The sequence below is a fragment of the Streptomyces rapamycinicus NRRL 5491 genome, from assembly GCF_024298965.1.
GTDB lineage: Bacteria > Actinomycetota > Actinomycetes > Streptomycetales > Streptomycetaceae > Streptomyces > Streptomyces rapamycinicus.
Window position 1 is genome coordinate 471087 of sequence record NZ_CP085193.1, and the last position, 18773, is coordinate 489859.

The 18773-nt window shown below is 70.1% G+C and carries 14 protein-coding genes; 10 read left to right on the forward strand and 4 right to left on the reverse strand.

The genetic code is table 11. The annotated features are described in order from the left end of the window. Window positions 1-6: 6 nt before the first annotated feature. The 6 genes from LIV37_RS02125 to LIV37_RS02150 all read left to right on the forward strand — a co-directional run bounded on the left by LIV37_RS02125 (window position 7) and on the right by LIV37_RS02150 (window position 10442). Entirely contained in the window at window positions 7-621 is a 615-nt protein-coding gene (locus LIV37_RS02125; protein ID WP_121825913.1) for a hypothetical protein, read from the forward strand. Window positions 622-724: 103 nt separating this feature from the next. Beyond that, entirely contained in the window at window positions 725-2521 is a 1797-nt protein-coding gene (locus LIV37_RS02130; RefSeq protein WP_020865454.1) for a sugar-binding domain-containing protein, read from the forward strand. A gap of 33 nt (window positions 2522-2554) precedes the next feature. Next, window positions 2555-6214, forward strand: a complete 3660-nt coding sequence (locus LIV37_RS02135) for an alpha-glucuronidase family glycosyl hydrolase (protein WP_020865455.1) — start codon at window positions 2555-2557, stop codon at window positions 6212-6214. 109 nt (window positions 6215-6323) lie between these two features. Then, complete coding sequence (locus tag LIV37_RS02140) at window positions 6324-8600, forward strand: glycoside hydrolase family 43 protein (protein ID WP_020865456.1); 2277 nt, start codon at window positions 6324-6326, stop codon at window positions 8598-8600. Between the two features lie 109 nt (window positions 8601-8709). Then, window positions 8710-9288 (forward strand): SagB/ThcOx family dehydrogenase, encoded by a 579-nt coding sequence (locus LIV37_RS02145; protein ID WP_020865457.1) that lies wholly within the window; start codon window positions 8710-8712, stop codon window positions 9286-9288. A 113-nt stretch (window positions 9289-9401) separates the two neighbouring features. After that, window positions 9402-10442 (forward strand): vWA domain-containing protein, encoded by a 1041-nt coding sequence (locus tag LIV37_RS02150; RefSeq protein ID WP_020865458.1) that lies wholly within the window; start codon window positions 9402-9404, stop codon window positions 10440-10442. A 145-nt stretch (window positions 10443-10587) separates the two neighbouring features. Here LIV37_RS02150 and LIV37_RS02155 read toward each other — a convergent pair whose 3' ends face one another. The 3 genes from LIV37_RS02155 to LIV37_RS02165 all read right to left on the reverse strand — a co-directional run bounded on the left by LIV37_RS02155 (window position 10588) and on the right by LIV37_RS02165 (window position 12995). Continuing rightward, window positions 10588-11472, reverse strand: a complete 885-nt coding sequence (locus LIV37_RS02155; RefSeq protein WP_202979664.1) for an oxidoreductase — start codon at window positions 11470-11472, stop codon at window positions 10588-10590. A gap of 91 nt (window positions 11473-11563) precedes the next feature. After that, complete coding sequence (locus LIV37_RS02160) at window positions 11564-12037, reverse strand: nuclear transport factor 2 family protein (RefSeq protein ID WP_020865460.1); 474 nt, start codon at window positions 12035-12037, stop codon at window positions 11564-11566. Window positions 12038-12146: 109 nt separating this feature from the next. Further along, complete coding sequence (locus LIV37_RS02165; RefSeq protein WP_243146421.1) at window positions 12147-12995, reverse strand: EamA family transporter; 849 nt, start codon at window positions 12993-12995, stop codon at window positions 12147-12149. A gap of 159 nt (window positions 12996-13154) precedes the next feature. On the opposite strand from LIV37_RS02165, the gene LIV37_RS02170 reads away from it, so the two are divergent. The 4 genes from LIV37_RS02170 (at window position 13155) to LIV37_RS02185 (ending at window position 17205) form a co-directional block, all read left to right on the forward strand. Then, on the forward strand, window positions 13155-14054 hold the full coding sequence (locus tag LIV37_RS02170) for a LysR family transcriptional regulator (RefSeq protein ID WP_020865461.1): 900 nt from the start codon (window positions 13155-13157) through the stop codon (window positions 14052-14054). Window positions 14055-14228: 174 nt separating this feature from the next. After that, on the forward strand, window positions 14229-15005 hold the full coding sequence (locus tag LIV37_RS02175; RefSeq protein WP_121825910.1) for a (5-formylfuran-3-yl)methyl phosphate synthase: 777 nt from the start codon (window positions 14229-14231) through the stop codon (window positions 15003-15005). Between the two features lie 8 nt (window positions 15006-15013). Beyond that, complete coding sequence (locus tag LIV37_RS02180) at window positions 15014-16066, forward strand: aldehyde dehydrogenase family protein (protein WP_121825909.1); 1053 nt, start codon at window positions 15014-15016, stop codon at window positions 16064-16066. After that, entirely contained in the window at window positions 16063-17205 is a 1143-nt protein-coding gene (locus LIV37_RS02185; protein ID WP_121825908.1) for an NAD(P)-dependent alcohol dehydrogenase, read from the forward strand. The genes LIV37_RS02180 and LIV37_RS02185 overlap by 4 nt, the downstream gene beginning before the upstream one ends. 76 nt (window positions 17206-17281) lie before the next feature. Here the strand turns inward: LIV37_RS02185 and ltrA are convergent, their stop codons facing one another. Beyond that, on the reverse strand, window positions 17282-18646 hold the full coding sequence (gene ltrA, locus LIV37_RS02190; RefSeq protein WP_121825657.1) for a group II intron reverse transcriptase/maturase: 1365 nt from the start codon (window positions 18644-18646) through the stop codon (window positions 17282-17284). Window positions 18647-18773 lie beyond the last annotated feature (127 nt).

Consider the following 18773-nt stretch of genomic DNA (forward strand, 5'->3'; position numbering starts at 1 on the left):
TACACCATGGCCCATGCACCGATCGCGCCCCGGCGCGAGCGCCGGGAACCGGGAGAGGTCTTCGGCTCCGGCTTCAGCCTCTTCGCGGACATGCTGCTCGTCGGTCTGCTCACCAGCGCCGCCTGCCTGCCGGTCGTCACGGCCCCGGCCGCGTTCGCCGCCGCGTCCGCGACGCTCCGGCAGGCCGCGGACAACCGCGTCCAGGTCAGGACGGGTACGTACGGCGCTCACCTGCGTGCCCGCCTGTCCGCGCGGTCGGCGGCCCTCGGTCTGGTGCCGCCGCTGCTCGCGGTGGTCGTGCTGATCGATGCCGCGCTGATGCGCGCCGCGCTGCCCGGAGCGGCCGTCATGGCGCCCGCCCTCGCGCTGCTCGTCCTGGGCGCCACGGTCGTGGCGCTGCGGGCGACCGCGATCGAGGCACCGCACCCCCTGTCCGCACGCGAGGCGCTGCTCCGCTCGGCCGCGGACCCGCTCGGCAGTCTCCTCCTGGCCGGTGCCGTGCTCCTCGGCGCGCTCCTGGCCTGGTCGATTCCGCTGCTGATCCCGCTGCTGCCGGGCCCGCTGGCGTTCGCCGCCACGGTCGTGGACCTCCGCTCCCCAGCGGACGCCCTGGAGAGCTGAACCGCGGCGCGCCACCTTCCCACCGCCCACCTTCCCACCGCCCGCCTACGCACCGCTCGCCCACGCGCCCCTCGCCTACGCATCACACCACCGGAGTTCACGCATGTCCTACCCGCACCTGGACGCCGCAGGTCATCCGAGGCCGCAACTGGTCCGCGATCCCGACTGGCGCGACCTCGGCGGTCCATGGCGGTTCGCCCACGACGACGAGGACCGCGGCCGCGCCGACCGGTGGATGGACCCGGCGGCCTCCGCACCGTTCACCGGCACCGTCACCGTGCCCTATCCGCCCGAGTCCGCGGCCTCGGGTGTGGCGGACACCGGCTTCCACCCCGTGCTCTGGTACCGGCGCACGATCGACGTGCCCCGGCCGGCCGCCGGGCGGCGGCTCCTGCTGCACTTCGGTGCGGTCGACCACCGGGCCGAGGTCTGGCTGAACGGCCGCCCGGTGGGACGGCACGAGGGCGGGCACACCGGCTTCACCTGCGATCTGACCGACGCCGTCGGCCGGGACGGCGAGCAGACGATCGTCGTCCGCGCCGAGGACCAGCCGCTCGACGCCGCGCAGCCCCGCGGCAAGCAGGACTGGCGCCGGGATCCGCATGTCATCTGGTACCACCGCACCTCCGGGATCTGGCAGCCGGTGTGGCTGGAAGAGGTCCCGGCCGAGCACATCACGCTCCTGCACTGGACCCCCGAGGTCGTCCACGCCCGCGTCCGCTGCCGGCTGCGGCTGGCCCGCTGGCCGCGACGGCCCCGCACCGTGACGGTCCGTCTCACGCGGGGCGAGCGGGTGCTCGCCGAGCAGCGGACGCTGCTCGAGAGCCAGGAGACGGAGTTCGACGTCGCGGTGCCCGCCCTGCGCCACGGGCAGGATCTCGACGATCTGCTCTGGAGTCCGGAGCGACCCCAACTTGTCGACGCGGTCGTGGAGTTGCGCGACGCGGCCGATGACACACCGGTCGACCGCGCGGCGTCCTACCTCGGTCTGCGCGACATCGGCTGGGACGACGGCCTCTTCCTCCTCAACCACAAGCCGTACTTCCTCCGGTTCGCGCTCCAGCAGGGCTACTGGCCCGCTTCGCACCTGTCGGCCTCGGCCGGCGAATTGCGCCGCGACGTCGAACTGGCGAAGGAGACCGGCCTCAACGGGCTGCGCGTCCACCAGAAGATCGAGGATCCGCGCTTCCTGTACTGGGCCGACCGGCTCGGGCTGCTGCTGTGGGAGGAGATGCCGTCGGCGTACGCGTTCGGCGCGCTGACCGTGGAGCGCGTGGTCGCCGAGTGGACCGAAGCCGTCTCCCGCGACCTCAGCCACCCCTCGATCGTCGCCTGGGTCCCGATCAACGAGTCCTGGTCCGTGCCGAACCCGGCGCTCGTCCCCGCACAGCGCCACTTCATGGACGCCCTCTACCACCTGACCAAGGCCCTGGATCCCTCGCGGCCGGCCGTCTCCAACGACGGCTGGGAGATCTCCGCCGCGGACATCTGGGGCGTGCACGACTACACCCAGCACGGGGACGTACTGCGCGAGCGCTACGGCCATGCCTCGCTGCGGCGGGGCGAGATCGCCGAGCAGTGGCCCGGGGCCAAACGCCTGACCCTGGAGGGCGTCCGCCACCAGGGGCAGCCCGTCGTCCTCAGCGAGTTCGGCGGCGCGACCTTCGAACCGGCGGAGGGCGCCGAGTGGTTCGGCTACGACACCGTCGCCACGAAGGAGGACTTCGCCGAACGCCTCGCCGGCCTGGTGGCCGCCGCGGTGGACTCCGGGCTCGCGGGCTTCTGCTACACCCAGTTCACCGACACGGAACAGGAGACCAACGGCCTGCTCACACCGGACCGCCGGCCGAAGATCCCCCTGACCGAACTGCGCGAAATTCTCACCCGAACCCGGGTATAGCGTGTCTCGTTCTTCCGCAGAGGAGAAACCGCAATGGCGCGATCCGAGTACGAGTACAGTCGCCGCCGCGTGCTCCAGGCATCCGCTCTCGCCTTCGCCACGGTGCTGAGCCCATGGAGCACGGCAGCCAGCTCCGCCGCGTCGGCAGGCATCCCCGATGAGGACGGCTACGACCTATGGCTGCGCTACCGCCCCACTACCGATCCCCGGCGGCTCGAGGAATACCGGAAGGCCCTGGCCGGTCTGGCACGTCAGGGCGAGGGCGACGTCATGGGGAACGCCGAGTTCGAGCTGCGGCGGGCCGTCGAGGGCTGCACCGGCAGCGCACCGGCCCGGGTTCCCGCCGATCGGGCCTCGGTTGTCATCGGCACGGTGGACGAGTCACCGGTCGTACGATCCCAGGTGAGTCCCGACCGGCTGGCCAGGATCGGTGGGCAGGGGTTCGTGATCGAGATGACGGGCGCGCCGGGCCGTCGGCGACGGCTGGTCATCGGGGCCCGCAGCGATCGGGGCGTGCTGGCCGGGGTCTTCCATCTCATCCGTCTGCTGCGGCTCGAGCGTCCACTGCACAGGCTGTCCGTCCTGCAGAAGCCGCACACCGCGCTGCGCATGATGAATCACTGGGACAACTTCGACGGGTCGATCGAGCGTGGCTACGCGGGCACTTCGATCTTCGAGTGGAACAAGCTGCCGGACATCTCCGACCGGGTCGTCGACTATGCGCGGTCCATGGCGTCGATCGGCATCAACGCTTCGGTGCTCAACAACGTGAACGCCAGTGCCGACTTCATCACCAGCGGGATGCTGACCAGACTCAGACCCCTGGCGGCACTTCTCCACTCGTGGGGGATCTCGACCTGGCTGTCCGTCAACTACGCCAGCCCGATGATCCTTACCGCGGACGACGCCGATCCGGTCACGACGGCCGATCCCGCCGATCGACGGGTACAGCGGTGGTGGCGGGACAAGAGCGCCGAGATCTTCAAGAGCCTGCCCGGCTTCGGTGGGTTCCTGGTGAAGGCGAACTCGGAGGGGCAGCCGGGCCCGCTCGACTACGGGCGCACCCATGCCGAGGGCGCGAACATGCTGGCCCGCGCGGTCGCACCGCACGACGGGCAGATCGTCTGGCGCAGCTTCGTCCACGAGGACTTCGGCGACTGGGCGGAGTACCAGTACCGGGTGTTCGCCCCGCTGGACGGCAGGTTCGACGACAACGTCATCCTGCAGACCAAGTACGGACCGATCGACTTCCAGATCCGCGAGCCCGTACACCCCCTGTTCGGCACGATGCGCCACACGAACCAGATGCTGGAACTCCAGCTCACGCAGGAGTACACGGGCCACGAGATCCACACCACCTATCTGGCTCCGCTGTGGCGGGAGGTGCTGACCTTCCCGACGCGGGGGCCCGGCACCGGGCCGACCGTCGCCGACATCCTCTCGGACGGCGATGGCCGAGCGCCGCGGGCGGGCATCGCCGGGGTCAGCAACTTCGGCAACGCCCGTGATTGGACCGGCCATCTGCTGGGAGCGGCGAACACCTACGCCTTCGGCAGGATGTGCTGGAACCCGGACGCCGATCCCCGGGACCTGGCCGCGGAGTGGGCCGCGCAGACCTTCGGCACCGACCGCGCGGTGACCGAGGTGGTGGCCGACATCCTGACGCACTCGGGCCGGACGTACGAGGACTACACCTCGCCACTGGGGATGGGCTACCTCACCGACCCCGGCGGCGACCATCTCGACCCGAGTCCGCTGGGCACCCTCTTCCAGTCGCACCACTCCACGGCCGAGGGCACCGGCTTCGACCGCACCGAGGCGACCGGCAGCGGCTTCACCGGGCTCTACCCACGGCCGTGGCAGAAGCGCTACGAGTCCACGGCGACCTGCCCCGACGACCTGCTGCTGTTCATGCACTGGGTGCCGTACGACCATCGGCTGCGCTCCGGCAAGACGGTCATCCAGCACATCTACGACACGCACTTCACCGGGGTCGACCGCGTCGACCGGTTCCTCGCCGAGTGGCGCGAGGTGTCCGGGGACGTCGACCGGAAGCGCCACGCCGCCATCGAGGCGGGCTTCGAGGCCCAGCGGAAGCACGCGACGTTCTGGCGTGACACGGTGGTCGGATTCTTCTTCGACAAGAGCCGCGTCGTCGACGCGCAGCGGGAATGGCTGCAAGTGGCGCTGAACGGCTCGCGGGTGCTGCTCGGCGGCCGGCCGAACCTCTTGCCGGTCACCGTCACCAATGCCTCGGCACGGGCCCGTGACATCACCGTAGCGCTGCGGCCGCCGTCGGCGTACTGGCACACCGGGCCCGCCGAACGGTCCGCGGCAGGCGCCGCGACCGCGGAGTTCGAGCTGCCGGTCACACCGCCCTTGGCGGGCACCGTCGCCGCCCTGGACCTGGACGTGGCGCCGAAGCTCACCCGGCTCGACGGCCGGCCGCCGTCCCTGGTCGTCGCCCCCGATGGCAGGCGCTGCCTGGTGGCGCTCAACGCCGGTCCGCGGAACGGGACTTCGGCGCCCGGCTACGACGCGCTGACCCCTGATTCGGCCTGGTCCGCGTCGGTGGGCCACGGCTGGGTCGGCCCCGCCCCGTCGGCCAGGGACCGCGGTGGCGAGCCCCTGTTGCGCGACCATCTCTGGCACAACTCGTCCCGGGTACTGCGCGTCGCCCTGCCGGCCGGCAAGCACACCGGGTACGTGCTGGTCGGTGACACCGGCGCCACGGCCTCGCCGACCCGGGTCTCGGTGGACGGCGCCACCGTCGCCACCAGTCCGAAGCAGCCCAGCGGAACCTTCACCTGGCTGGAGCTCCCCCTCGACGGAGGTGCCACCGGCCGCACCACGGACATCACGTTCACGGGGGTGGGCGGCCCCTGGCGGCTGTCCGCGTTCGCCATCACGGATCCGGCCGCCCCGGCACCGTCCCTGGTGGTGCTGAGGACGGCGGCGGATCCGGTGTGGTGGACGGGCCGGGCCAACCCGGTCACGGTGCTGGTACGCAACACCGGCACCGAGGACCGGGACGTCGCCGCCCGGCTGGTCACCCCCGACGGCTGGTCCGGCACCGAGCGGACCGTGACCGTCGCCGCCGGAGCCGAGCGAGAGCTGACGGTCACCGCGACCCCGGTGGCCACTCCGGGGTTCGCCACCGTCGAGATCCGGCTCACCAGCGGCGACGAGGAGATCGAGCGCGGCCGGTCGGTGTCCGTGGTCACCACGCCGCACCCCGGTGACGCGGCCACCGCGTTCGACGCCGGCCCGCCGTCCAGCCCGCTGCTGACCGGGTACACCAGACTGTCGCCCGAGGACGGCTACACCGGCGACCGCGGCTTCGGCTGGGTCGGCAACCGGCCGATCACCCGCGACCGGGGCAACGCCGACGACCTGCGCCGCGACATCGTCATGCAGAAGGGCGAGCCGAGCGTCCTGCGCATCCCGGTGCCGCCGGGCAAGCACACGGTGTGGGTGCTCACCGGCGACTCCCTCACCGATTCGGGTGTCACCACCGTCTCCGAGGACGGCACGGTCCTCGGACGCTCAGGCGACGACAGCCTGCCGAGCCGCGCCTTCGTCTGGTTCTCCTTCGGCCTCGACGGCGGCGCGGACGGGCGCACCGCCGACCTGGAAATCACCGGTTCGAAGCTGAACGGCCTCTGGCGCATCGCGGCCCTGGTCGTCGTCTGAGCCCACCTCCGCGCTCCGGACACCCGCCCGTTCCCTCCCGGCCCGGCCCCGCGCCCCGGTATCTCCGCATCTCAGGTATCTCCGGCATCCACGAAGGAGAGCTCCCGACATGACATCGAAGTCAGCACGGTTCCCCGCGGTCCGGGGCAGACCCGGCGTCGTCCTCCTCGCCCTGCTCATGGTCCTCGGCCTCGGCAGTGCGCACCCCGGACCGGCCGCGGCCGATCCCGCCGATCCGCCCGGGACGTACCAGAACCCCGTGATGGACGACGTCGCGGACGCCTTCTCCGACCCATCGGTCATCCGGGGCAAGGACGGCTACTGGTACGCCTACGCGACCCAGACCAGCATGCGCCGGGACAACCAGGGAGGCCCCTGGGAGTCGCAGCACTTCATGCCGATCACGCGATCGGCCGACCTCGTCAACTGGACCTACGTCGGTGACGTCTTCGGGCCCGACAACCACCCGGAATGGCGCGACTTCGAGAGCACCTACTACTGGGCCCCGGACATCCGGTACCTCAACGGCAAGTACTACCTCTACTATTCGGTCGCCGGAGACGACAAGAACACCATCGCGCTGGCCACCGCGGACCACCCGGCCGGCCCGTGGAAAGACATCGGCCACCCCGTGCTGCCCTACGGGACAACGGTCAATCAGATCGATCCGTCGGTGTTCCTCGACTCCGACGGCCAGAAGTACCTCTACTACGGCTCGTTCCGCGACGGCGGCATCCAGGCGGTGCGCCTCGACGAGGAGGGCACCGCACCGGTCGGCGCCCCGGTGCAGGTGGTCGGCGCCCGGCGTGGCGAGGCCGCGTACGTGGTGAAGCGGGACGGCTGGTACTACCTGTTCTACTCCGGCCTGGGCTGCTGTGCCCGCGACAAGGGCGCGTATCCGGTGTTCGTCGGGCGGGCCAAGGACCCGATGGGCCCGTTCACCGACGCCGAAGGAGTCGGCCTCGCCGACCTGCACCCCGGTGGCACGATCGTCAACGCCCCGAACGGCAACAAATGGGTGGCGACGGGCCACTCGGCGAACGTCGTCGACAAGTCCGGCCAGGACTGGATCCTCACCAACGGATTCGACCGCCACGAGACCGATCCGAACTGGGGCGGACGGCCGGCCATGATGGACCGGCTCGACTGGATCGACGGCTGGCCGACCGTCCGCGCGGGCGCCTGGACCAGCGAGGACCCGCAGACCGCACCCGCGGGCGACTGGGGCTCGGGGAGCACCTTCGACGACGGCCTGGACGGCTTCGACATCCTCGGACACGGCTCGTGGAGCATGGGTTCGGACGCCGACTCGGGACGCTATGCCCGCGGCCGGTCCCGGGCCGCGGTCCCGCAGCTGCTGCTGCCTCGGCGGGCCCCGGACGGCGATGTGAGGATCGAGGCCGACGTTCGGCTGCGCGACGGCGAAGGCCGGGTCGGCCTGGTCCTGGCATCCGCGGGCCGCTCCAACCACGCCGTGGCCTGGCTGGACTCCACCGGCACACTCTCCGTCGAGGTCACCCGGGACCGGAAGGTGGTGCGGAAGCGGACCGCTCGTCTGCACGCGAACACCGATCCGCGGACCTGGCACACGCTCACGGCCGAGATCCGCGACGGGGCGGCGCACATACAGGTCAGCTCGGCCATGCTCGACATGCCGCTGGCCGAGCTGACGGTGGACGTGCCGGAGGACTGGCGCCGCGGCGGTGTCGCCTCGACCCGCGGCTCCGGCGAGGCGGACAACGTCGGCGTGACCCGGCTCCACACGCCGGTGACCGTCAGACAGCCGGACCCCCGGATCGGAGCCCGGCTGCCCGAGTACGACGAGGACTTCGACGACGGCCAGCTGGACGGCTGGAAGTGGTTCGGCCCCGCCGATGGGAAGGCCGCCGACGGCCAGTACGTGTGGCCGACGCAGGATGCGGACTTCTCCGGCAAGGGGACGATGGCATCGGCGCTGCTCCGGGACGCTCCGACCGGCACCTACACGGTCGAGACCAAGCTGCGCTTCCCGATCAGCGACGCCCCCGACGGGCGCAGCCAGGCCGGGTTGATCGCCTTCCAGAGCCCGGCGGACTCGATCCATCTGGCTCCGACACGGACCGGTCCCTCACGGCAGGCCTTCCTGTGGATCGGCCGGGACCGTGACAGCTGGCCGGAGCTGCAGCTGGGCCCGTCGGCCGACACCATGTGGCTGCGGCTGCGCCATACCGTCGATCCGAAGACCGGCGAACACAGATTCCAGCCGGCCACGAGTCGGGACGGTGAGCACTACATCTGGGGCGGGGTCTGGCATCTGCCCGCCGGCTCCGACCCGTCCATCGGCCTCGTCTCCCTGGCCGGTGAGGGAGTGACCGCACGCTTCGACTACGTGCGCTTCTACTCCTGACGCCGTTCTCGCCTCCCCTTCCCGGGTGTGCTTGTCTGGACTGATGTCACAGCGGGAAGTGCCTCTGAAGCCTGTTCGGCCCACGCCTCCGATTGGAGGTCTGGGATCCTTGCTGACACGGCGACGCAGCACACGCGGCTTCGGGTCCCGGCCCCTGAGCATCGCCCAGGTCGCGCTCATGGTGTGGGCGGCGCAGGGGCGGACAACCGGTGAGCACCGCACATGCCCGTCGGCGCACGCGTTGTATCCACTGACACTCACGGTGGTCGCGGGCAACGTCGACGGTCTCGCCGCCGGGACTTACCAGTACGACGCCGAGCGCGATGTGCTGACTCTGATCACTGCCGGCGACCACCGCGACCGGGTCGCCGGCACCACCCTCGCCGACCACGCCTGGCTGCGTCGGGCGGGTGCACAGCTGCTGCTCAGTGGTGATCTGGAGGCCGCTGCGCGACATTTCGCCGATCAGCCGCCGCTGGGGCAGCGGGGTGCGCGCTATGTGTGGCTGGAGGCCGGGCATGCCAGCCAGAACATCTATCTCCAGGCCACTGAGGCGGGCCTGGGCGCCGTGCTCGTTGCCGGGTTCGACGACGACCGGCTCCTTGGACTCACCCCCGCCGTCGTCCCGTCCGGTCAGCACCCACTGGGGCTGCTCGGCGTCGGCCATCCAGCCGATGGGCGGAGTTGAATCCCCGCCTGACGATGTCGTCGCCGCCACCTCCCCGCGCGTCGAAGTCCACGATCGATTGTCAGTGGTGGGTGAGAAGGTAGGAGCATCGAAAAGGAAAAGGGGGAGCGTCCATGTCCGGAAACCAGAACTACATCAATCACGTCGCTCTTGTGCTGGATGCCAGTTCGTCCATGTCACATCTGAGCCGCAAGGTCGTCGAAGTCGCCGACCAGCAGATTGAGTATCTGGCTCGCCGATCGAAGGAACTGGACCAGGAAACCCGCGTCACGGTGTACGTCTTCGCCGACAAGGTGGAGTGCGTCATCTACGACAAGGACGTGCTGCGGATGCCGTCCCTGAAGCAGCTTTACCGGGTCGGTGGAATGACGGCTCTGCTTGCGGCCACACTGAAGTCGCAGCGGGAGCTGGCGCAGACAGCCCAGCTGTACGGCGACCACAGCTTCCTGACGTTCGTGCTGACGGACGGCCAGGAGAACGCGAGTCATCGCTGCCCGGATGCCCCTACCAAGAACCAGCGTGAACTCGTGCAGGCCGTGGCCAAGATGATGGCGACACAGGAGGACAACTGGACACTGGCCGTCCTTGTGCCGGACCAGATGGGCAAGCGCGAGGCCATGCAGTGCGGTTTCCCGAAGGACAACATCGCCATCTGGGACGCCACGAGCACACAGGGCCTGGAGGAGGCAGGGCAGGTCATCCAGCAGGCCACCGAGAACTTTATGGTGGGCCGGGCACAAGGCATCCGGGGATCGCGGGCGGTTTTCTCCACGGGCGCGGAGGCGGTCAACAAGGACACCATCAAGGCAGCCGGCCTCACTCCGGTGAATCCGTCGGAATACCAGCTGATTCCGGTGGCTCGCGAGGCCGCGATCCGGGAATGGGTCATCGAATGCGGGCACAGCTACCGTACCGGCTGTGCGTTCTATCAGCTGAGCAAATCGGAGAAAATCCAGGCGCGGAAGCAGATCGCGGTGCTGGAGAAGAAGACGGACCGGGTTTACACGGGACCGGAGGCCCGATCCCTGCTCGGCCTGCCGGATACGGAAGTTCGCGTCAATCCGGACCGCAACGACGACTTCACGATATTCGTGCAGAGCACCAGCGTGAACCGGAAGCTGGTACCGCACACACGGCTGCTGCTCATGATCTGAGGCGGCGCGAGTCGGGACCCGAGCCCAGCCCGTCGAGGTGAGCGAGGTGCCGCGACCCCGTTGTCCGGGGCGCGGCACCTCCAGCGCGCGTCGATGAAATCCACGATGCGCAACACCCTCGTCCATGGCGCATCCGTGCCAGGAGTCAGCCGGGTCCATCGCTGGCGGCCGCGAGGAGCGGCACCACCAGATCGCTGATCGGCGTCGGGATGCCATGGGCCCGTCCGCGGCGCAGCACGACACCGTTGCGGATGTTCCATTCGAGCGGCCGGCCGGCCTCGCGGTCCGCGAGGATGGAGGTGCCCATATCGGCCGGGTAGGCCTGGAAGCTGTCAACGATCTCCCGCGGCACCTCGTCGCTCAGTGCCGCGCCCTCGGCTCGGGCAACCTCGAGGCACTCCCGTAGATAGGCCAGGGACAGCTCGGCGATATCGGCCCTGGCGAATACGCCGGTACGGCGGCCCGTGAGGACCATCAATCCGGCGGCCGCGTTCTGCAGCAGCTTGCGCCACGCCACGGACTTGAAGTCCGTGGCCAGGTCGACCGAACACCGGGTGCCGCGCAGCGCCTCGAGCACCACACGAGACGCCGGCGTGTCCGGCAGGGTGAGGCGTGCTTCGCCGCGCAACCACACCGAACCGTCGGACTGCGCTTGGGCGGGGAACCACACGACCGAGGGGATGGCCCGGGCGCCGGACAGATGGGGCGCGACAATCGATCCTTGCTCGACGCCGTTCTGCAGAACACAGACAACGGTGTCCGCACCGCACAATGCCGTCAGCCATGGTGCCGCCGCCTCGACCTGCGTCGACTTGACGGCAAGGAAGACAAGGTCGACCGCTCCGTCGGCGTGTGCCGGGTCGATCTCCACGGGCCCCGGCACGACGACGCGACCTTCGTCCACGCGCAGTTCGAGGCGATCACGCGCCGTGCGGCCACAGATCCGCGGGGTACGGCCGGCCTCATGCAGCGCCGCCGCCACGGTCGTGCCGATCGCCCCCGGCCCCACGACTGCGACGGTTGGATCCATCGACATCATCATCTCCTTGAGTAACTCTGGTCTGTCACCGGGAGGATCTGGCCGCTTCCCGGGGAACGGGCCCAGGCCGTCCCGGGCGCGACTACCGCCGTGCGGCAGCCTGGTGCGCGTGGTGACTCACGTCGCCGATCAGGTTGATGCGGACCCGTCGCTCCACGAAGCGCCACCGCTCATCACGGCACTCGAAGCGGTCGTGGTACCGACCGGCGGCGATGGGTTGCAGCGGCAGGTCGGGCAGTGCCTGGAACACGGTGACGTACGAACGCGAGACCGCCGTGCTCGCCTGTTCATCGACCTCGATGGCAACGTTGGTGGTGACATGGTGGGTTCGCGGCGTGCCGTCTGCGTAGACGATCAACGTGTCCTTGAACATCTTCTCGATCGCCTCGCGCCCGCTGACCGACTCGCCAGTGCCCGTGAAGGTGGCTTCGGCGAGAAGTGTGCCGAGTCCCGCGAAATCGCCGTCGTCCACGAGTTCGGCGTAGCGTGCGATCAAGTTCTCGATGGCTCGGTAGCTCGACGTCGGATCGGCGGGCGTGCCGATGGATGTGGACATGGTCTCCTCCAAGCGAAGCGGGAGATCTTCCGTGTGCTGCCCCGGCGACAACAGGGCCGCGCATGGGCCCGTTGCGACACGTTAGCGTCGTACCGGCTCCGGGCCGGGCTCATACCGCCGAACTGGTGCCTGTGCGGAGGGTGCCGCGGGACGGACACCGGCGCGGGTGGCGCCGACGCTGGCCACGACCACGAGAACCAGGAACCAGGCCAAGTGTCGCAGCCGTCCCGGGGCGCTGGCCGAGAACGAGCAGACCGACCATGAGGGCGATGGCGGGCTCGAGGCTCATCAGAGTGCCGAACGCGGACGTGGTCAGATGGCGCAGGGCGAGAAACTCGAGAGCGAAGGGGATGACGGGGCTGAGCACCGCCAGACCCAGCATGGTCCACAGCGGTGACCACGTGACGCGTTCGGCGAGGCCCGGGGCGGCGATGGCCAGCCCCACCACCGCGGCGACCGGCATGGAGACAGCCAGCCCTTTCAGGCCGGTGACGCGATCACCGACCCGTTGGGTCAGCAGTATGTACGCGGCCCAGCACCCCGCGGCGAGCAGCGCGCTCCCCACCCCCACCGGGTCGGTGCCGCCGTGCCAGGGCTCGGTCAGCAGCACGACGCCCGTCGCCGCCGCGGCCGCCCAGATCAGGCGTCCCTTCCTCGGCCCGAAGAGGGAGACGGTGAGCGGTCCCAGGAATTCCAGTGCGCTTGCGGTCCCCAGCGGGAGACGGGCGATCGCCTGCATGAAGAAGACCATCATTCCGGCGGTCACGAGACCGAGCACCATGCAGGCGAGCAGATCCCGGGAGCTGAAATCACGAGGCCGGGGGCGGATGGCGACCAGCAGAATCAGCCCCGCCCAGCCCAGGCGCAGCCCCGCGGTGCCCAGCGCGCCGAGCTGTCCGAACAGCGGAACCGTCAGAGCCGATCCGAGCTGCACGGTGCACATCGCGGTGGCAGCCATGAGGAACCCGGCCCCGGCGCCGGCATGGCGCGAGCGACGGGATGGAAGAGCCTCAGGCGGTTCGGGAGCGTTCATGGGCTCCAGTAGAGATCCTCGACACCGTTCACGTCCACGTGTCGATCCCGAACGATTTGTTCGGGATTCATGGACAATGGAGAGATGGAAACACGCCGCCTGCAGATGCTGGCCGAATTGGCCCGGAGAGGCTCGATGCGCGCGGTGGCCGAGGCCACCGGCACGACCACCTCGACGGTTTCCCAGCAGGTCGCCGCTCTGGCTCAGGACATGGGCACGGCACTGATCGAGCCGCATGGGCGCAGGGTCAGGCTCACTCCGGCGGGCCGCCGGCTGGCGGAACACGCCGTGACGATCCTTGCCGCGGTCGAGGCCGCGCAGCGGGACCTGAGCCCCGACGCCCCGCCGACCGGCACGGTGCGCGTGGCAGGCTTCGCCACGGCCATCCGAGCCCAGCTGCTGCCCATCATCGGCAACTTGTCGGCAAGCCATCCTCAGCTCAGCATCCTGGTCAGTGAGCACGAACCCGCCGAAGCCCTCCTTCTGCTGGCGAACGACGAGGCCGACCTCGCGCTCACCTACGACTACAACCTGGCACCGGCCGAGCCGGACCCCGCGGTCGTGACCACCCCGCTGTGGACCGCCCCCTGGGGTCTGGGCGTTCCCGACCACGCCGCCCGTCCCTCGGTACCGGGCGCCCCGGAGGTCTTCCGCTGGTTCCGCACGGCGGATTGGATCGGCAACTCGCGCAACACCGGTGACGAGACCGTCATCCGGACACTCGCCTCCATGGCCGGCTTCACCCCCCACCTCACTCACCAGGCGGACAACCTCGACCTCGTACAGGGCATGATCGCGGCAGGGATGGGCGTAGGGCTGCTGCCGATGGGCACCGCCACGCTGCCCGGTGTCCATCTGGTGCCGCTCACCGCGCCTGACGTCGTCCTGCGCGCCTTCGCCGTCGCCCGCCGGGGTCGCGACGGCTGGCCTCCGCTGGCCCTGCTGACCGACCTGATCATTCGGCAATCGGCGCGGAGTGCGTAGTCTCGATCGCCGCACCGGCCACCGGCGTGGACGGTGCGCCGGGGGCGCGCCGCGTCATGGCAATGACCCCTCCGGACTCCGCGCGCCCTGCCCATGAGCCACCGGACGCGGCAATGATGAGCGGACCGCGCGTGATCCACACGACTCCGCATACCTGCCCCCTGGGCAGGTGGCATGCGGTGGAAGGAAGCCACGTTGTTGCTTCTCATCTCCCCGGACAGCGTCGAGGAGGCCCTCGACTGCGCGAAGGCGGCGGAACACCTCGACATCGTCGATGTCAAGAAGCCCGACGAGGGCTCGCTCGGCGCGAACTTCCCCTGGGTCATCCGGCAGATCCGTGACGCGGTCCCGGCGGACAAGCCGGTCTCCGCCACCGTGGGAGACGTCCCCTACAAGCCCGGCACAGTGGCCCAGGCGGCGCTGGGGGCAACGGTCTCCGGAGCCACCTACATCAAGGTCGGCCTCTACGGGTGCACGACGCCCGAGCAGGCCGTCGACGTCATGCGCGGGGTCGTCCGGGCGGTGAAGGATCATCGGCCGGACGCGTTCGTCGTCGCCTCCGGCTACGCCGACGCCCACCGGATCGGCTGCGTCAACCCGCTCGCGCTGCCCGACATCGCCCACCGCTCCGGCTGTGACGCGGCCATGCTCGACACCGCGATCAAGGATGGGACGCGGCTGTTCGACCACGTTCCGCCCGACCTCTGCGCGGAGTTTGTCCGGCAGGCCCACGAGGCCGGTCTGCGCGCCGCCCTCGCGGGCAGCGTCAAAGCCGCCGACCTCGGTGCGCTCACCCGCATCGGCACCGACATCGTGGGGGTGCGCGGCGCGGTCTGCGAGGGAGGCGACCGCGACGCCGGAAGGATCCAGCCGCAGCTGGTGGCCGCCTTCCGGGCGGAGATGGACCGGCACGCCGGGGAACACGCGGCGTCCGTCGCCACCGCGAGTTGACCGCCGGTATGCCGGGCCCGCCCCCTCGCACGCCCGGAACCAGTGGCGGGTGGATCGCCGTGCTCGATCCGGCCACCGGCGAGGCCTTCGACGAGGCCCCCGACCAGCGGCCGGACGAGCTGGACGGCATCGTCGGCCGGGCCCACGCCGCCTGGCGCGGCTGGCGCGCCGACCCCGCCGCCCGCACCACCGTGCTGCTCGCGGCAGCAGACGCCGTCCTGACCATCGTCACCGGCCGCGAACCGCTCGGCGCCCGCCTCGCCTCCCATCCGGGGATCCGCCACGTGACCTTCACCGGTTCGGTTCCCACCGGGCGGGCCGTCGCGCGGGCCGCGACGGCCTCGCTCGCCCCTGTCACCCTGGAACTGGGCGGTAACGACGCCGCCATCCTGCTGGACGACGTGGAGGTGGAGCGGATCGCGGACCGGCTGTTCTGGGCGGCGTTCCGCAACTGCGGGCAGGTCTGCATGGCGGTCAAGCGCCTCTACGCCCCGGCCCGGCTCTACTCGCAGGTGGTCGAGGCCCTCGCGGGGCGCGCCAAGTCCGCCGTCGTCGGTCCCGGGCTCGGCCCCGGCTCGCAGCTGGGCCCGGTCGGCAACGCCCCTCAACCGGCCCGCGTCGAGCACTACACGGCCCGGGCCCTGGCAGCCGGTGCCCGAGCCGTGACCGGTGGCCACCGGCTGGACCGGCCGGGCTACTTCTTCGCCCCCACCATCCTGGCCGATGTCCCGCCCGACAGCCCGGTGGTCACGCAGGAGCAGTTCGGCCCGGTCCTGCCGGTGCTGCCGTACGTCAGCCTCGACGCGGCCATCGAAGCGGCCAACGACTCCGGCTTCGGGCTGGGCGGCTCGGTATGGGGCACCGACCCGGACCGGGCCGAGGCGGTGGCCGGCCGGCTGGAGTGCGGGATGGTGTGGATCAACCACCACGCCGAAACCTCCCTCGCCCAGCCCTTCGCGGGCATCAAGGACAGCGGTGTCGGCGTGGCGGGCGGGCCGTGGGGGCTGTATGGCAACCTCAGCCCGTTCGTCGTGCACCGTCCGGTCGAGGTGCGCGGATGAGGTTCACCGCGGCGGTACTGCGCTCCTGTGAGAGCCGGTTCACCCTCGAGGAGGTGATGCTGCGCGCGGGGCCGGGCGACGGCGAGGTCCTGGTGAGGATCGCGGGCTGTGGGATGTGCCGGACCGATCTCGCGGTCCGGCACTCGGCAGGCCGCTCACCGCTGCCCGCGGTGCTCGGCCACGAAGGAGCCGGGATCGTGGTGGAGACAGGCGGCCCGGACACCGGCCTGCGCTCCGGCGACCACGTCGTTCTGAGCTTCGACTCCTGCGGACACTGCCGGAACTGCATGGGCGCGGCCCCCGCCTACTGCGACTCCTTCCCCGCGCTGAACCTCTTCGGAGGGCGCAAGGAGCACGCGGCGCGGTTCACCGACGCGGACGGAGGCGCGTTGGCGCCCCGCTGGTTCGGCCAGTCCTCCTTCGCCGAATACGCGGTGGTCCCGGCCCGCAACGCCGTCCGGGTCGATCCCACACTGCCCATCGAACTCCTCGGACCGCTCGGCTGCTCCTTCCTCACCGGCGCCGGAGCGGTCTTCCACTCCTTCGGTGTCGGCCCCGGCGACACCATCGCGGTCTACGGCGCGGGGGCGGTCGGCCTGGCCGCGGTGATGGCGGCCACCGCCGCCGGGGCGGTGACCGTGGCCGTCGACCGGCACCCCGAACGGCTGGCCCTCGCCGAGCGGCTCCACGCGATCCCGCTGCACACCGCATCGGCCGACCTGCCTGCCCTGGCCGACCTGCCCTCTCTGGCCGACCGCATCCGGCAACTGACGGACGGCGGCGCACACTACGCACTGGACACCACAGGCTCACCCCAACTGATCAACAACGCCCTCCGGGCCCTGCGCCCGACCGGCCACCTCGGCCTGGTGGCGCGCCTCCGCACTCCCCTGCCACTCGAACCGGGGACCTTGGACCGGGGCCGGAGGATCTCCCACATCTGCGAAGGGGACGCGGTGCCGGGACTGCTGATCCCACGGCTGACCGGGCTCTGGCAGGCCGGGCGGTTCCCCTTCGACCAGCTGATCCGCACCTACCCCCTCACCGACATCAACCAAGCCGAACGCGACTGCGACGCGGGCCGCGTGGTCAAACCCGTCCTGATTCCCGCGGGGCCAAGGGAGGACACTATCGGGTAGGCGGGCCGGTTCTCCCGGCCCGCCCCCCACACCACCGGACATGCGGGCCCGCATCCGGCGGTTCGTCCAGTTGATCTCAGGAGGTGATGTGATGACGCGAGCGGGACCACGAGTCGGTGAACGATCTGTAGCCTCTGCTCGCCCAGTAGGTGCTGTTCATGGCGATCGAGACCGAGTGCGAGCGGGACTGGCGCCAGTATCGCTTGCGCGAGATGACGACCTCTCCCCGATCGACGGTCCGTTCTGGGTCGTAGCCCAGCTTCCGGAGCATGTGGCGTTTACGTTCGTACGTCTTCCACTGCACCATCTGCGCCTGCCGCAACCTGCGGCGCGTCCATTCGTCGATCTCGCGGAAGACCCTTCCGGACTCCGCGAGGCCGAAGTAGGCCACCCACCCGGTCGTAAACCGGTTGAGCTTGTCCAGCCTGTGATCCATGGACACACCCCACGTCCGGGAGGTGTAGCGCCGGACCGTGCTCTTCAGGCGTTTGACCGCCTTCCCAGCGACCCGGATCTTCACCTGTCCCTTGGTGAGGTAGTAGCCGAACCCGAGGAGAGACGTCCACCAGATGGGGCACGCCTTGGACTTCTCCTTGTTCACCTTCAGCTTCAGGGTCTTCTCGATGAAGCCCGTGACCGAGGCGAGGGTCCGTTCCGCCGCTCGCTTGGAGCGGACGAAGATCATTGCATCGTCCGCGTACCGCACGAACCGGTGTCCACGCTTGAAGAGTTCACGGTCGAGGTCATCCAACATGATGTTGGAAAGCAGCGGGGAAAGAGGCGAACCCTGAGGTGTTCCTTCCCCGGAGCTAATGACCACCCCTTCGGCCATGATTCCGGCCTCCAGGTATCGGCGAATCAGCTTCAGGACCTTCTTGTCCTTCACCCGGCGGGCCACCCGCGCCATGAGCGCATCGTGGTTCACCCGGTCGAAGAACTTGTCAAGATCCAGATCCACAGCCCATCGGTTTCCATCCTGAACAGCTCGGCGGCCAGCCCTCACGGCCTGGTGAGCCGAGCGCCCCGGACGGAACCCGAACGACGACCCCGAGAAATGGGGGTCGAATACGGGCACCAGAACCTGGGCAATAGCCTGCTGGATCAGCCGATCCAGCACACCCGGAACACCCAGCATCCGCTCCCCGCCATTCGGCTTAGGGATAGTCACCCGACGCACGGGAGCGGGCCTGTATGTTCCCACGTCGAGCTCAGCCCATACCCTGGGCCAGTTCTGGGCGATCCACGGCCGCAATTGCTCCGTGGTCATCCCATCGACGCCGGGGGCTCCCCGGTTCGTCTCGACGCGCCTGAGCGCCGCGAGCAAGTTCTCCTTCGAGAACAGCACTTCCCAGAGGGACGGCTCGCGGTGATCTTCGGTCCGGTGCCGCGCCGCCAAGTCGCTGCGCTCCACAGGCGGGACGGCCGTATGCACCGGCGCCATCACCTGTGGATCTGCCGTAGCAGGCTTGCAGCGGTCATTGCGGCCTGGGCGAGCAGACACCCTTCCCCCGATCCACTAAACGTTCAGTCCTTCCCGAGCCCTTGTCGGCCTGCTGCCTACCCGCTCG

Excerpts from the sequence above, each read along its gene's own strand:
- ltrA (WP_121825657.1), bottom strand. The coding sequence starts at position 18,646 with ATGGCGCCGGTGCATACGGCCGTCCCGCCTGTGGAGCGCAGCGACTTG.
- LIV37_RS02135 (WP_020865455.1), top strand. The coding sequence starts at position 2,555 with ATGGCGCGATCCGAGTACGAGTACAGTCGCCGCCGCGTGCTCCAGGCA.
- LIV37_RS02125 (WP_121825913.1), top strand. The coding sequence starts at position 7 with ATGGCCCATGCACCGATCGCGCCCCGGCGCGAGCGCCGGGAACCGGGA.
- LIV37_RS02150 (WP_020865458.1), top strand. The coding sequence starts at position 9,402 with ATGTCCGGAAACCAGAACTACATCAATCACGTCGCTCTTGTGCTGGAT.
- LIV37_RS02180 (WP_121825909.1), top strand. The coding sequence starts at position 15,014 with ATGCCGGGCCCGCCCCCTCGCACGCCCGGAACCAGTGGCGGGTGGATC.
- LIV37_RS02140 (WP_020865456.1), top strand. The coding sequence starts at position 6,324 with ATGACATCGAAGTCAGCACGGTTCCCCGCGGTCCGGGGCAGACCCGGC.
- LIV37_RS02160 (WP_020865460.1), bottom strand. The coding sequence starts at position 12,037 with ATGTCCACATCCATCGGCACGCCCGCCGATCCGACGTCGAGCTACCGA.
- LIV37_RS02155 (WP_202979664.1), bottom strand. The coding sequence starts at position 11,472 with ATGGATCCAACCGTCGCAGTCGTGGGGCCGGGGGCGATCGGCACGACC.
- LIV37_RS02175 (WP_121825910.1), top strand. The coding sequence starts at position 14,229 with ATGCGGTGGAAGGAAGCCACGTTGTTGCTTCTCATCTCCCCGGACAGC.
- LIV37_RS02170 (WP_020865461.1), top strand. The coding sequence starts at position 13,155 with ATGGAAACACGCCGCCTGCAGATGCTGGCCGAATTGGCCCGGAGAGGC.
- LIV37_RS02185 (WP_121825908.1), top strand. The coding sequence starts at position 16,063 with ATGAGGTTCACCGCGGCGGTACTGCGCTCCTGTGAGAGCCGGTTCACC.
- LIV37_RS02130 (WP_020865454.1), top strand. The coding sequence starts at position 725 with ATGTCCTACCCGCACCTGGACGCCGCAGGTCATCCGAGGCCGCAACTG.
- LIV37_RS02165 (WP_243146421.1), bottom strand. The coding sequence starts at position 12,995 with ATGGCTGCCACCGCGATGTGCACCGTGCAGCTCGGATCGGCTCTGACG.